The sequence below is a fragment of the Marinobacter sp. es.048 genome (genome assembly GCF_900188435.1).
GTDB lineage: Bacteria > Pseudomonadota > Gammaproteobacteria > Pseudomonadales > Oleiphilaceae > Marinobacter.
Window position 1 is genome coordinate 1,033,371 of sequence record NZ_FYFA01000002.1, and the last position, 13,251, is coordinate 1,046,621.

The 13,251-nt window shown below is 58.8% G+C and carries 12 protein-coding genes; 8 read left to right on the plus strand and 4 right to left on the minus strand.

The features are described from left to right. Positions 1–15: 15 nt before the first annotated feature. Positions 16–2,292 carry a putative bifunctional diguanylate cyclase/phosphodiesterase gene (locus CFT65_RS15785; RefSeq protein WP_088829014.1) on the minus strand — a complete coding sequence of 759 codons (2,277 nt, stop codon included), beginning with the start codon at positions 2,290–2,292 and terminating at the stop codon, positions 16–18. A 226-nt stretch (positions 2,293–2,518) separates the two neighbouring features. Here CFT65_RS15785 and CFT65_RS15790 point away from each other — a divergent pair, with 226 nt between their 5' ends. Next, complete coding sequence (locus tag CFT65_RS15790) at positions 2,519–3,238, plus strand: tellurite resistance TerB family protein (RefSeq protein ID WP_088829015.1); 720 nt, start codon at positions 2,519–2,521, stop codon at positions 3,236–3,238. Between the two features lie 3 nt (positions 3,239–3,241). On the opposite strand, the gene CFT65_RS15795 is transcribed toward CFT65_RS15790, so the two are convergent. Then, positions 3,242–3,580 carry a zinc ribbon domain-containing protein YjdM gene (locus CFT65_RS15795; RefSeq protein WP_088829016.1) on the minus strand — a complete coding sequence of 113 codons (339 nt, stop codon included), beginning with the start codon at positions 3,578–3,580 and terminating at the stop codon, positions 3,242–3,244. A gap of 40 nt (positions 3,581–3,620) precedes the next feature. Next, positions 3,621–4,193, minus strand: coding sequence for a histidine phosphatase family protein (locus tag CFT65_RS15800; RefSeq protein ID WP_088829017.1), 573 nt, complete (start codon positions 4,191–4,193; stop codon positions 3,621–3,623). A gap of 272 nt (positions 4,194–4,465) precedes the next feature. On the opposite strand from CFT65_RS15800, the gene CFT65_RS15805 reads away from it, so the two are divergent. From CFT65_RS15805 to CFT65_RS15835, 7 genes are all read left to right on the plus strand, one after another. Beyond that, positions 4,466–4,918: a YaiI/YqxD family protein gene (locus tag CFT65_RS15805; protein WP_088829018.1), complete on the plus strand. Its 453-nt coding sequence runs from the start codon at positions 4,466–4,468 to the stop codon at positions 4,916–4,918. A gap of 102 nt (positions 4,919–5,020) precedes the next feature. Further along, the gene (locus CFT65_RS15810; RefSeq protein ID WP_088829019.1) at positions 5,021–6,823 is read left to right on the plus strand and encodes an ABC transporter ATP-binding protein; all 1,803 of its coding nucleotides are present in this window, start codon (positions 5,021–5,023) and stop codon (positions 6,821–6,823) included. A 68-nt stretch (positions 6,824–6,891) separates the two neighbouring features. Further along, positions 6,892–7,665 carry an ABC transporter ATP-binding protein gene (locus CFT65_RS15815; RefSeq protein ID WP_088829020.1) on the plus strand — a complete coding sequence of 258 codons (774 nt, stop codon included), beginning with the start codon at positions 6,892–6,894 and terminating at the stop codon, positions 7,663–7,665. After that, the gene (locus CFT65_RS15820; protein ID WP_088829021.1) at positions 7,655–8,590 is read left to right on the plus strand and encodes an ABC transporter substrate-binding protein; all 936 of its coding nucleotides are present in this window, start codon (positions 7,655–7,657) and stop codon (positions 8,588–8,590) included. The genes CFT65_RS15815 and CFT65_RS15820 overlap by 11 nt, the downstream gene beginning before the upstream one ends. Continuing rightward, positions 8,580–10,610, plus strand: coding sequence for a Fe(3+)-hydroxamate ABC transporter permease FhuB (gene fhuB / locus CFT65_RS15825; RefSeq protein ID WP_088829022.1), 2,031 nt, complete (start codon positions 8,580–8,582; stop codon positions 10,608–10,610). The genes CFT65_RS15820 and fhuB overlap by 11 nt, the downstream gene beginning before the upstream one ends. Then, positions 10,597–11,418 (plus strand): (2Fe-2S)-binding protein, encoded by an 822-nt coding sequence (locus CFT65_RS15830; protein ID WP_088829023.1) that lies wholly within the window; start codon positions 10,597–10,599, stop codon positions 11,416–11,418. Before fhuB ends, CFT65_RS15830 begins: the two co-directional genes overlap by 14 nt. Before the next feature lie 251 nt (positions 11,419–11,669). Further along, a complete protein-coding gene (locus tag CFT65_RS15835; protein ID WP_088829024.1) occupies positions 11,670–12,791 on the plus strand; it encodes a PQQ-dependent sugar dehydrogenase in 1,122 nt (373 codons plus the stop codon). On the opposite strand, the gene CFT65_RS15840 is transcribed toward CFT65_RS15835, so the two are convergent. Beyond that, entirely contained in the window at positions 12,785–13,198 is a 414-nt protein-coding gene (locus CFT65_RS15840; RefSeq protein ID WP_088829025.1) for a GFA family protein, read from the minus strand. The two genes, CFT65_RS15835 and CFT65_RS15840, sit on opposite strands and share 7 nt — an antisense overlap. Between the last annotated feature and the right edge of the window lie 53 nt (positions 13,199–13,251).

Sequence of the window (13,251 nt, forward strand, 5' to 3'; positions counted from 1 at the left end):
TGGTCGCAGACAGGATCAATGCCCGATGGCGAGAGCAGGGTTCGCTCTCAGTCTGTCCAAGCTTTCCGGACGACTGAAGTAATAACCCTGAAAACGTCGACAGCCCATCTCGACCAAGGCGCTGGCCTGGGCCTCCTCTTCAACACCCTCGGCAACCAGCTCCATGTTATGGCTCCGGGCAATGGCAATAATACTCTGGATCATGTTCGCGGCTTTTTCGTCTTCCAGAATGGTGTCCACAAAGCTTTTGTCGATTTTCAACTCGTCAAGCGGCAGCTTTCGTAAAAGACTGAGCGAGGAGTAACCCGTACCGAAATCGTCCATCGAGATCCGTATCCCGTTCTCGCGCAATCGTTCGATCTTTTTCAGCACTTTATCAAAGTCACTCATGAACAGGCTCTCGGTGATCTCGACGACCAGCTCACCGGGCGGCACATGGTGCACTGCCAGAGCCTCAAGCACTGTTTCGACAAAGTCTGGCTGACGAAACTGGATAACAGAGATGTTGATAGACAAGTCGACGGAGCGGCCGACCTCGTCACGAAACAGGCTGTATTCCCGGATACTGGTTTCAACCACAAATCGCCCGAGAGGAACCATCAGCCCGCTTTTCTCAGCGACATCAACAAATTCCGCTGGTGAAACAACGCCGAGCTCTTCATCCTGCCAGCGAACAAGCGCTTCCAGTCCGACAGCTTTTCCGATCTCGTCTACCTGCGGCTGGTAGACCATGAACAGGGAGCCCGAGGCCAGGCCATACCTGAGTCGCTGCTCGACCGATAGTCTGCGCAGATAGGCCATTTCCATCTCGCTTCGGTAAATGCAGACGTCGTTCCGGCTCTGTTTAGCCTCGTACAGGGCAAGATGGGCACTTCGAATCAGCTTGCTAAGGGAATCCCCGTCATGCGGAAAACAGGCCACACCGATACTCGCCGTTACCTGCAACCTCAATCGCCCTACCTCAAACGCACGGGACAGGTTGCCAGCCAGCGACACGCAGGCCTCTTCAACGTCCTCCAGGTTGGTGTTGGGGGACACGACGGCGAACTCGTCGCCACCGAGCCGGGCAACATCATCGCGGCGTTCAACAAGCTCGGCGAGCCTACGACCGAACTCCAGAAGCGTTTCATCTCCGGTCTCCAGCCCAAACCGGTCATTGATGCCTTTGAAATTATCAATGTTGACCACAACCAAGCAGAACGGCGTTCTATCCGGAACCAGGCTGTCGAGGCGATCCAGCAGCCCATTGCGATTCAACAGCCCGGTCAGATCATCGTGCCGTGAGAGGTAGGAAAGCTCCTGACGCCGCTTTTTCTCGGCGTTGTCGATAATCCGGAATCCCTTGTAGAAAATAATTCCGACGACCAGGAACACCAGCAGATACTGCAACACGGATTGGAGAAATTCCCGGTAAAGCGGAGCGAACCGGGTTTCCGAAATGGTCCACAACTGGTAGCGGTTGTTGAAGACAGCTGCAGTCAGATAATCCTCACCCTGGCGTCGGGTTCGGATAACCACCGACTCACTACCCTGCATGCCCTCCTCGACACTCAGGCCAAGCTCCTTCTCGAAGGCTGCCCGGTTTGTCTCCCGCTGGTCCACCGGCACCCGGATTTGCGAATACTGATGCGGACCAACGCCTTCAGCCGACATGAACTGAACATAGCCATCGGTTTCCCGAAACAGCATTACAGTGTCAGAGTCGCCGTCATGCAAGGTCTGGCTAAAAACCGAACCATGGCCATCAAGCCGCATGCCGGCTGTCATGACGGCAACGACTTCCCCACTCGGGGACCGTATTGCTTTCCGGATCGGTATAACCCACGCGCCCAGGGCGTCTACGAAATAGGTCCGCCCCACTACCATTGCCTCGGAAGACAGGGCTCCCAGGAAACTGTCACGAGTCTCGGGATCGGTTCTCAGATTTGGAAGACTCGACAGGTCAAGGCTGGTGCTGACACGAACCAGCGTGCCGTCAGGCCTGGCCAACCCGAAGCCCACGAGCATGGGGTTGGCGGCGAGGATGCTGTCGAGCAAGGGTATCTGTCGACTCCCTGACAAGAGGTTGTCCTGATTGAGCAACTCTCGGCCAATAACATCAAGAACGAGCTCCTGAGTTCGCAGGATACTGTCAACGGACTGCGCAACCAGCTCGACACGGGCGGTCTGGTAAAGCTTCTCGTCCGAAATAAGGCCCTGCCAACGAAAAAACAGAACGGTACTGAGGAGCAACAGGCCACCGAGGAGGATAAGAGCGAAGAGTGTCCAGAGATTGCGTTTGAGAATCGCCAAAGCAGTTCCAAAGGTTCACGAAATTAACCAACAAGTTGCATCAGTATAAGCGAGAGCACGCAAACCGCATTGCAATTTCCATCCTTAATCTAATCCCGATTATTTTCCAGGGAACTAAATACTGCGATTCGTGACAACAGAGTAATTCCAGGCCCACCAAAAAAGAAAATACCGGGTGATATAGTCTAATAAACTGAGCGCCAATCGATACGACAGGAGTGTGCTTATGAACGTGATGTCTGTCCTGAACCAGGTAATGAAACAGGCCCAGGGAAGCCAGTCCCAGGGTGGTGGCATGGACGTCAACAAAATGGTGAACAGCCTTGGCAGCCAGCTCAAAGGCGCCCAGGGATCCGGTTCGGGCATCGACGTAAAAAGCCTGCTGGGCGGCGGAGCCCTCGGCATGATGCTGGGTTCCAAGCGCGGCCGAAAGATGGGCGGCAAAGCCCTCAAATACGGTGCCCTTGCAGGCGTGGGTGTATTGGCCTGGAAAGCCTACCAGAACTACCAGACCAACAGTCAGAATCCGGCCCAGCCGGCGGTCGTACAACAGGGACAGCCACTGGAGCAGCTGCAAGGACAGGCACAGGAACAACGGGGGCTGGAGATACTCCAGGCCATGATCATGGCGGCCCGTGCGGATGGCCACATTGACGCCAACGAGCGAGCCCTTCTCACCCAGGAAATCGAGAAACTGGGGCCAGACGACGAACTCCACGCCTGGATTCAACAGCAGTTTGACGCCCCGCTGGACGCCACTGCCCTGGCCCGCAATGCCGACTCGCCCCAGGCCAGTCGGGAAATCTACATTGTGAGCGCGGTAATGATCGACGAGCAGAACCCCATGGAGCGGGCCTGGCTGGATCAACTCGCCAGCGCCCTCCAGCTCGACCCGGGCCTTGCGAGGGAACTGGAGCAACAGATCCAGAGCGCAACAGCGGGGTAGTCGTCAGGCTTTCTTGACGAACTCCGATTTCAGTTTCATGGCACCAATACCGTCGATCTTGCAATCGATATCGTGATCGCCGTCTACCAGGCGGATATTCTTCACCTTGGTGCCGACTTTTACCACGGAACTGGAACCCTTGACCTTCAAATCCTTGATCACAGTGACCGTATCGCCATCCTGAAGCTCATTGCCGTTGGCGTCGCGAATCATCGTCCCGGCGTCAGCCGCCGCAGCCGCAGCCTCAGACCACTCATGCCCGCACTCGGGACAAACCAGTTGAACGCCGTCCTCATACGTGTACTCAGAACTGCACTGCGGGCATGGCGGGAGCTGCGACATTATCATTTCCTGTTAATTGAATGGGCGCAAGATTATACCATCAACGCCCGGGCGAGACCCTTGCCAGAACCGTTGGCGTCTCTGACAGAGGCAAGGCGATGATCACCCCCTCATTGGACGACGGGAAAATATCGGCCAAAGCAGTGACATTCACCTGGTGCGATACCATGATCACCGGAGCACCTTCCTCCAACTGATTCACCAGAGTAATGGTCTGCCGAGTCTGAGTCGGCCCGTCACCACGATTCCGGAAAAAAGAATTCAGCGACGGCCACTCGGTTACCTCACCCATGTCCATCCCCGTGGCGGTGTCCATACAACGACACCACTGACTGCTGAACACCCGCGCCTCGGTAATACCATGGTCTGCCAGAAACGGCTTCCACGCCCGAGCCTGCTCCCGGCCGGTATCGTTCAAATTTCGCTGGGTGCTGCAATCTTTAATATCAAAGTTACCCGGGTCCCCGGTCCCCGGCGCCAATGCGTGACGCAGCATCAGAACAGCCCGTCCGTCTCTCAGAGCGTCCCAGGCTTCTTCGTTGTTATCGGCAGCAAAGGCCGGTAACGAAAACAGGAGCGCTAACAAACCTGAAAATAGAATTCGGCTAATCATTTCCGACACCTCTCTTAAATGGTACTGCGACCGCGGGTAAACCACGGATGTCTGAGAGAGGCATTGGGGCCGTTGTTCCAAAAATGTAGAGGGCCAAGGATGGCCCGAAACAAGCGCACAGGGAAGTGCTCGTAGCGGTTTTTGGAACAACGGCCCCAATGCCTCAACCACTGAAGTAGAACCACAATCCTAAATACGCGGATACCAACTACCAAGCTCACAACAACAAAAGGTAAACTCCCAGCAGAGCCACGCCAAAAGAAGGAACCACCATGCCAATCTGGGTCGACGCCGACGCCTGCCCCGTCCCAATCCGGGAAATCCTCTGCCGCGCCGCCACCCGCTGGCAAATCGACACCACCTTCATCGCCAACCACGCCATCACCCTGCCTCCGAGCCCTTACATCAAGCGCCGACAGGTTCCCCAGGGCTTTGACGTGGCCGACAACGAAATCATGGACCAGATGCACAAAGGCGATCTGGTGATCACGCAGGACATCCCACTGGCCGCCGAAGCCATTGAAAAAGGCGCCGACGTCTTCAATCCCCGCGGCCAGGCCTTTACCAAAGAGAATATTCGCCAGCGCCTGGCCATGCGCAACTTTATGGAAGAAATGCGTAACGCCGGCCAGGTCACCGGAGGGCCGGCCCCCTTCAGCCAGACCGACCGTAAGGAATTCGCCGACAAGCTCGACCGCTGGCTACAAAGAAACGCACGCAATTGATAATGATTCTATTTTAAAACCCAGGCAGATCCGCTACCCTTCCCGCCTTATCTTTTGCAGGCTCAACGCGGGCCTGCGTGATTCACGGGAGAGAAGCGGAGTATGTCCTCACACAGCTACAAAACCACCAGCAGTTTTGCTGCCCTGGCCCGCCTGCTCAGATACGCCCGTGGCTATCGCCGACAGATCATCGCCGCCACCACCTGCTCGATCATCAACAAACTCTTTGATATCGCCCCGGAAATCCTGATCGGCGTCGCCATCGATGTGGTCGTCAACCAGGAAGAGAGCTTTGTGGCTGGTCTGGGTTTTAAAACCGCCCAGGAACAGATCACCATTCTTGCCGTACTCACCTTCTTTATCTGGGCCGGTGAATCCCTGTTCGAATACCTGTTCCAGATCCTCTGGCGCAATCTTGCCCAGCGCCTGCAGTCGGACCTGCGGCAGGATGCCTACGAGCATGCCCAGCGCCTCGACATGAGTTTCTTCGAGGCCCGCAGCTCCGGTCAGCTCGTGGCCACCATGAACGACGACGTGAACCAGCTTGAACGCTTCCTTGATGGCGGTGCCAACGCCATGATCCAGGTGCTGGTGACCGTCGTTGCCGTGGGTGCCGTATTCTTTGTACTTTCGCCGCTGATCGCCCTGCTGGCATTCACGCCCATTCCACTGATCATCTGGGGCGCCTTCTACTTCCAGCGCAAAGCCGGGCCGCTGTACGCCGACGTTCGTGAAAAAGTGGGTGACCTGTCCAGCCGGCTCGCGAACAACCTGGGTGGCATTGCCACTATAAAGAGTTTTACCGCCGAACAGCGGGAGGCCAAGCGACTGAAGGAAAGCAGCGAAGCCTACGTGGAGGCCAATCGCCGGGCCATCCGCATCAGCTCCGCCTTTATCCCGGTGATCCGGATGGCCATTCTTGCCGGCTTCCTGGCCACCTTTACGGTGGGCGGCATGATGGCCCTTGAGGGAAACCTGAACGTGGGTGCCTATGGCGTTCTGGTATTTCTTACCCAGCGCCTGCTGTGGCCCCTGACCGGGCTTGCCGAGGTGATTGATCTGTTCGAACGGGCCATGGCCAGCACCCGTCGGATTCTCGACCTTCTGGCCGAGCCCGTGCACGTGCGTGACGAGGGTGGCAGGGCACTGGCAGAGCCGGTGCAAGGCGATGTTGAGCTGGACAAAGTAAGCTTTCACTATCCCTCCAGCGGCGCAGGCATCCGGGATATCAGCCTGACCGTGGCAGCCGGCAATACCCTTGCGCTGGTCGGCGCGACTGGTTCCGGCAAATCCACTCTGATCAAGTTGCTGCTGCGGTTCTACGATCCGAGCAACGGCCAAATCCGAATCGATGGACAACCCATTCGGGATCTCAGCCTGCAATCCCTGCGCGGCGCAATTGGGCTGGTGAGTCAGGATGTCTACCTGTTCGAGGGCACCATTCGGGAAAACCTTGCCTATGGAAATCCGGCTGCCTCCGATACCGAGATCATTGATGCAGCGAAAACCGCGGAAGCCTGGTCGTTTATTGAAGCGCTGCCCGAGGGCCTGAACACACCGGTGGGTGAACGGGGCATTCGACTTTCTGGCGGACAACGCCAACGACTGTCCCTCGCCCGCGCCCTGCTGAAAGACCCGCCGATACTGGTGCTTGATGAAGCCACCAGCGCCGTGGACAACGAAACAGAAGCCGCCATCCAGCGGTCACTGAAACGTATCGGCCATAACCGGACCGTGATCATGATTGCCCATCGGCTCTCCACCATCGTTGATGCCGACTCCATTGCGGTAATCGAGGGCGGCAAAGTGCTGGAACAGGGAACTCATCGGGAGCTGCTCGACCAGGATGGGGCCTACGCCAATCAATGGCGGGTGCAGACCGGGCAAATACAGGCAGCCATTTAACGCAATATGTATTGATAGTGATTCGCATTTAAATTATTCTGCAGACCCTCAGCATTTCGGGAGCCTGCATGCCTGTTTTTTTTGACGTTTCCAGTCTCGATGTCCGAATTGGCGAAACCACCATACTTCAGAATCTGAACCTCGGTTTCTTTGAGGGTGAGGTGACAGCCCTGCTCGGGCATAACGGCTCCGGCAAATCCACCCTGCTCAAGGTGCTTGCCCGACAACTTGCACCCTCAGAAGGCAATGTCCAGCTTCTGGGCAAATCCTTCCGGAGCACGGGTGCACGGGAATTTGCCCGCAATGTGGGCTACCTGCCCCAGCATCCGCCGGGAACCGATGGCTTGACGGTTCGCGAGCTGGTTGCCCTGGGTCGCTACCCCTGGCGCGGACCGCTGGGACGTTATAACGAGGAAGACCAGCGCCTGATCACCCGGGCCATTGACGACACCGGACTCGGCCAGTTCCAGCATCGCTCCGTCGACACGCTCTCGGGCGGTGAACGCCAGCGGGCCTGGATTGCCATGCTGCTGGCCCAGCAAACACGCTGCCTGCTGCTGGATGAGCCCATATCCGCCCTGGATGTAAAACACCAGGTGGAAACCCTGCGCCTGGTCCATCGTCTCGCGGAGCAGCGGGACCTCACCGTGGTCGTCGTTCTGCACGATGTAGATCTTGCAGCGAGGTTCTGCGACCGGCTCGTGGCCCTGAAATCCGGCCAGCTGGTTGCCGATGGCAGCCCTCGGGACATCATGGATTCCGGCATCCTGGAATCCATTTACGGCGTGCCCATGGGCGTGATGGAGCGCGCGCCCGGACAGTGGGTGTCCTATGTTCACTAGATTTGAACTCTGTTGGCGATACGGCGCGGCACTGCTGTTGAGTCTGCTGCCGGTCTTTGCTGGAGCCGCAAGCTGGCAGCACGAACAGGGCACCCTGACCCTGGACAAGACTCCGGAACGGGTGATCGCTCTCAACTGGGCCGCCACCGAGGCGCTGCTTTTACTGGGCGTCACCCCTGTTGGCGTTGCCGATCGCGACGGTTATAACGTCTGGGTCAAGGAACCGGAACTTCCAGAGGGAGTCGCCAACATTGGCACCCGGGTGGCGCCGAGTCTGGAAGCCATTGCCGAGCTCAAACCGGATCTGATCGTCACCAGCTCCGAGATGGCGCCCGCAGCCAACCTGCTGGAGCGCATTGCACCCACCTATGTTGTCAGCGTCTACCAGCAAGGCTCCCGACCGTTCGAAAAGGCCAGCGATATGCTTACAACTCTCGGCGAAATGCTGAACCGGGAGGCGCGCGCAGAGGCCGTTCTCAACGATATCGACCAGACCCTGCAGGCTCAGCGCCGTCGCCTGGAGAATGCCGGCCTCACGGACCGACCGGTCGCGCTGGTGAACTTTCTGGACGACCGCCATGTTCGCGTATACGCACCCAACGGCCTTTACCAGAGCACGCTGAACGCCCTTGGTCTCGAGAACGCCTGGTCGCACTCCGGGAATTACTGGGGGTTCTCGGTGGTCGGGCTCGAAGCACTTGCGTCCTCCCGGGACAGCAGGATCGTCGTGATTTCTCCGATTTCGCCAGGCTTGCCTGACACCCTGGCCAACAGCCCTTTCTGGACCTACCTGCCACCGGTTCAGCGCGATCAGATTTACCAGATCGAGCCAGTCTGGCCGTTCGGGGGAGTCTTCCCGGTCAAACGGCTGGCAACGTTGCTTACCGATGAGCTGCTGGCCGGAGGTTCAGACAATGTACGCTGAATCTGCGACCAACCCGGTCGCTCAGCCATCTCTGCCAGCAAGATTGCCAGTGGCGGCAGCGCTGATCTGGTGTGGCGCGTTTCTCGCGAGCGCGGCGCCCTGGTTTGGCCAGCTCGACGCCGGAGCCCTCATCGCTGCCTTCTGGACATTCGAAGCGAACGACTACGCATCGGTGCTCGCACACCACAGCTGGGCACCCCGTGTCGCCATGGCCGTCCTGATTGGCTGCGGCCTTGGTCTCGCCGGGGTTGTGACCCAACAGATTCTTGGCAACCCACTGGCCTCGCCTAGCACCCTGGGCGTGGAGGCCGGCGGCCAATTCGGCATCACCATAGCCACGATGTTTTTTCCTGCGTTGCTGGCCTTCAGTCCGGACCTGGTGGCGGTTTCCGGCGGGCTATTGGCCATCGGACTGGTCATTGCGCTCACCTGGCACCTGGGCTTCTCGCCAGTGACCGTGATACTGGCCGGGCTTGTCGTCACGTTTTTCCTGGGCGCCGTGAATATGGCGTTCCTTTTACTTAAAGGCGAATGGCTGGGGAACCTGTTTATCTGGGGCGCGGGCTCACTGGTCCAGAACAACTGGCAACCGTTTATGGAGCTCTGGCCTCGGGTGCTGGTGCTGGCCGTATTCATGGTCCTCTTGATGCGCCCGCTCCAGGTTATGCAACTGGGGCAGACCTCCGCCCGGTCCCTGGGTGCCAAGGTCGGTCTGATTCGGGCACTGGCGCTATGTCTGGTTGTCCTGATGAGTGCCACCGTCGTCAGCCGGGTTGGTGTCGTGGCGTTTATCGGGCTTGCGGCACCGGTGCTGGCAAGGCTGCTGGGCGCCCGTACCCTGTCGGAGCGCATGATGTGGAGCAGTCTGCTCGGCGCAGGTCTGCTGTTACTGGCGGATACCCTGGCCCATTGGGCATCCACCTGGGGCGACGGATCACTGGTGCCAACCGGCACGACCACCGCCCTGATCGGCGGGCCCATTATTCTGATGGCCCTGCAGGGTTTGAAGAACACCCATCACATGCCGGGTCAGGATGACAGCCCGGCCGGCTTTCTGCCGAAGAGGCGCTCTACCCTCCTCATTGGCGGAGCCATCGCGGCTCTTGTGCTAGTCACCATTGCCATTTCCATGGGTTGGTCTCCCGGACTGGAAGAATGGAGCTGGACTCCGATCAGCCAGTGGCACGAGGCATGGGTCTGGCGCGGCCCAAGAATGCTGGCAGCGATTCTTGCCGGCGTCGCCCTGGGCCTTGCAGGCACACTGATCCAGCGAATGACAGGCAACCCCATGGCCAGCCCGGAGCTGCTCGGCATCAGCGGCGGCGCGGCAGTAGTCATGGTATTCATTGTGCTGTTCGGTGCCGATATTGGCCGGGCAGGACAGCTTGGAGCGGCCACCCTGGGCGCTACCGCTGCCCTGGGGTTGCTGATCATGCTTGCCCGCAAGCACCGGTTTGCCGGCAACCAGCTCCTGCTTGGCGGACTCGCTCTATACGTGTTCATGGACGCGGGCCTTCGCCTGGTCATGGCTTCCGGTGGCACCGTCGCCTCTCAGCTTCTTAACTGGATGTACGGGTCTACCTGGCTGGTTTCGGAGACCGAGGCACTGGGCCTGCTGGCGCTCATTGTGCTGATTTCGGCCGGCCTCCTGGTGATTATCCGGCCCCTGAGCATTCTTCCCCTGGGAGAAACATCGGCCAGCTCACTGGGTTTGCCGGTGACGAAAGTCCGCCTGATGTTGCTTCTGTTGGCGGCGCTGCTGACCGCTTCGGCGACGGTCGTAATCGGCCCACTGAGCTTTGTGGGCCTTATCGCCCCCCATCTCGCCCGTGTTCTTGGCCAGCAGACCGTTGGACGGCAGCTGGTTGTTGCTGCCCTTGCCGGAGGCCTGTTGCTGGGCGTTGCCGACTACCTGTCCAGAATTGTTGTTTACCCCAACCAGCTGCCGGCGGGACTTCTGGCCGCTCTGGTCGGCGGCCTGTATTTCCTCTGGGGGTTGAGTCGCCATGGCAGAGCCTGACCGCAACATTGGGGTCGGCCCATGGGCCCGTGAATACAGCATTCTCCTGAGCCAGTCAGGGCTTGACCAGGAATCGGTTGTGAACGAGGCGCTGCAACCTTCTGTCTGCGCGCGCAGCGGACTCTTCTCCCTGGCGCAATGCCTGGAACAACCGTCGCTATTGCTCAATCAGGTTGCCATCGACTACTCCGATAACGCCGGTTCCCAAGCCGTGCGCGCGTTCCTTTCTGTGCTGCAGCAGGATCTTGCGCTCAGCGTCATTGCGCCTCTGACTCTCAGGTTGTTCCGCGACGGCCAGGCGCCTTTACCTGACGCCAACCGAATATTCCTGGCCCCTGCGGACGAACAGACACAGACAGCATCACGATGGTTCCGGGTGCCCGGCGGGGAACGGGTCGATGAAGAGAACTTTGTCCGGTCGGCAGGAGAACTGACTGCTCAATGGTACCCGGTGTTCAGACGCCAGCTGGGGGTCAGTCCTGGCGCTTACTGGAGCAGTATCGGACTGGGATTGGGGGCGCCGTTTTCAGTTGTGTGGAACCGGGCCGAGCCACAAGCGCTTTGCCAGTTGGCGCAGAGCTGGCTCGGGCAGTTTCAGAACGACGCAAACCGTTTCATCGACTGGATTCCAGCAGTGTTCGGGAAACAGGCCACCGCAATCCCCCAACGCAGGGGGTGCTGCCTGAAATACCTGCTGCCGGACGGTGGCTACTGCGGCACCTGCGGCGTGCATCGCAAAGAGCGGCTCGCCGCACTCATCCGCCAAGGGCGGACGACAACGCCAGGCCAATGGCAACCAGGCCAATAAGCACACCCGCCCCTGCCGCCAGCTTCAAACCTTCGATCATTTCCTGTTCGGGTGCCATTCCTTTTTCTCCCGTTTGACGCAAACCCAGTGGGCTTTACTTTATTGCGAATCATTATTATTTGCAACAGGAGAACGCTGATCTGTCATTCGTATGAAGCCCTATACTCTTTGTAATGGGACGCGCTTCGGCGAAGCCCGCTTCAACTGCTACTCTGAATGTTCACACTGCACCGATAGGAACGGAGGCTCCAATGGGTATACTCAAACACCTTGTCCTGACAGGCAGTTTATTGCTGGTTGCCGTTCCCAGCGTGGCGAACCAGACCTTTTCCTCTGATAAAACAGACTTCCGGCTCGAGACCATGGCAGAAGGCCTCGAGCATCCCTGGAGCCTGGCGTTTCTGCCGGATGGCTCCATGCTGGTGACGGAGCGGGAGGGACGGCTGCGAATGATCCGTAACGGTGCGCTGTTGAGCGACCCCATCAGCGGGATACCAGAGCTCGTCGTATCCGGCCAGGGCGGGCTGCTGGACGTGATACTGCACCCGGATTTTGAACAGAATCAGATTCTGTTCCTGAGCTATGCCCACCGAAACCGGGACGGCATGACCACCCGTGTGGCGCGGGCCCGACTGGACGGAGAACGCCTTACCGGCGTTGAGGTCATCTTTGAAGCGCTACCCCGCTCGAACACCAGCAGGCACTTTGCAGGTCGCATGGAATTCGACCGGGAAGGCAATCTTTACATCTCTGTTGGAGACCGCGGCGAGATGGACCGGGGCCAGGACAATGGTGATGATGCCGGCGGCGTTCACCGGATTACGACTGACGGCGGCCCCGCGCCCGGCAATCCTTTCCTCGACACCAGCGGCGTTAACGATACCTTCTACACAACCGGTAACCGCAACATTCAGGGCATGACCATCCACCCGGAAACGGGCGAGATCTGGAGCCACGAACATGGTCCCCGGGGTGGCGACGAAATCAACATCATCCGGGCAGGAACCGATTACGGATGGCCGACAATCACCTACGGCATCGACTATTCTGGCCTGCCCATCACAGACGAGACCGAGAAGGAAGGCATGGCCCAGCCACTACATTACTGGGACCCGTCCATCGCACCATCTGGCATGGCGTTTTATACCGGTGATCTGTTCCCGGAATGGCAGGGGGATCTGTTTGTGGGGGCACTCAAGATGCGAAAACTGGTGCGCCTGCGCATTCAGGGTGGAGATGTGACCGAGGAAGAAAATCTCCTGACAGACCTCGGTGAGCGGATCCGCGACGTGCGCATGGGCCCGGAGGGTGCCCTGTGGCTGCTGACAGACTCACCGCGAGGCAAGGTCTATCGGATGGTGCCGCTTCAGTGAGGATCGTTGGTTCGTTCGGTTTTCTCGAACTGGGGCAGCTGGTCGGTAATCTCGAACCAGTCGGATTTTGAGCCCACAAACACATGTTGGGCCGGCCCCTTACCCAGGGGTTCGTTGATACATCCAACTCGCAGACGCAGTATTCCGGGAATGGCGTCAACACGGCTGTAAAGCTGGCTGCCGCAACGGCTGCAGAAGCCCCGGTATTTGCCGGGGCGAGATTCGAACTCGGTAATCCTGTCTTCGCCGGATACGAACCGGAACCTCACCTTCTGCACCGGCGCGCTGGCCGAGAACGCGCTGCCGTGGGCTCGCCGGCACTGGCTGCAATGGCACAGGGCCAACGGACCGAGAGTGCCATCGTATTCAAAACGGATATCGCCACACAGGCAACGACCGGTGTACATGGTGCGGACCTCACTGGTTCGGCTCAGAGGTTGATTCAGGCGCGATGATACCG

Excerpts from the sequence above, each read along its gene's own strand:
- CFT65_RS15790 (WP_088829015.1), top strand. The coding sequence starts at position 2,519 with ATGAACGTGATGTCTGTCCTGAACCAGGTAATGAAACAGGCCCAGGGA.
- CFT65_RS15795 (WP_088829016.1), bottom strand. The coding sequence starts at position 3,580 with ATGTCGCAGCTCCCGCCATGCCCGCAGTGCAGTTCTGAGTACACGTAT.
- CFT65_RS15800 (WP_088829017.1), bottom strand. The coding sequence starts at position 4,193 with ATGATTAGCCGAATTCTATTTTCAGGTTTGTTAGCGCTCCTGTTTTCG.
- CFT65_RS15805 (WP_088829018.1), top strand. The coding sequence starts at position 4,466 with ATGCCAATCTGGGTCGACGCCGACGCCTGCCCCGTCCCAATCCGGGAA.
- CFT65_RS15810 (WP_088829019.1), top strand. The coding sequence starts at position 5,021 with ATGTCCTCACACAGCTACAAAACCACCAGCAGTTTTGCTGCCCTGGCC.
- CFT65_RS15815 (WP_088829020.1), top strand. The coding sequence starts at position 6,892 with ATGCCTGTTTTTTTTGACGTTTCCAGTCTCGATGTCCGAATTGGCGAA.
- CFT65_RS15820 (WP_088829021.1), top strand. The coding sequence starts at position 7,655 with ATGTTCACTAGATTTGAACTCTGTTGGCGATACGGCGCGGCACTGCTG.
- fhuB (WP_088829022.1), top strand. The coding sequence starts at position 8,580 with ATGTACGCTGAATCTGCGACCAACCCGGTCGCTCAGCCATCTCTGCCA.
- CFT65_RS15830 (WP_088829023.1), top strand. The coding sequence starts at position 10,597 with ATGGCAGAGCCTGACCGCAACATTGGGGTCGGCCCATGGGCCCGTGAA.
- CFT65_RS15835 (WP_088829024.1), top strand. The coding sequence starts at position 11,670 with ATGGGTATACTCAAACACCTTGTCCTGACAGGCAGTTTATTGCTGGTT.
- CFT65_RS15840 (WP_088829025.1), bottom strand. The coding sequence starts at position 13,198 with ATGTACACCGGTCGTTGCCTGTGTGGCGATATCCGTTTTGAATACGAT.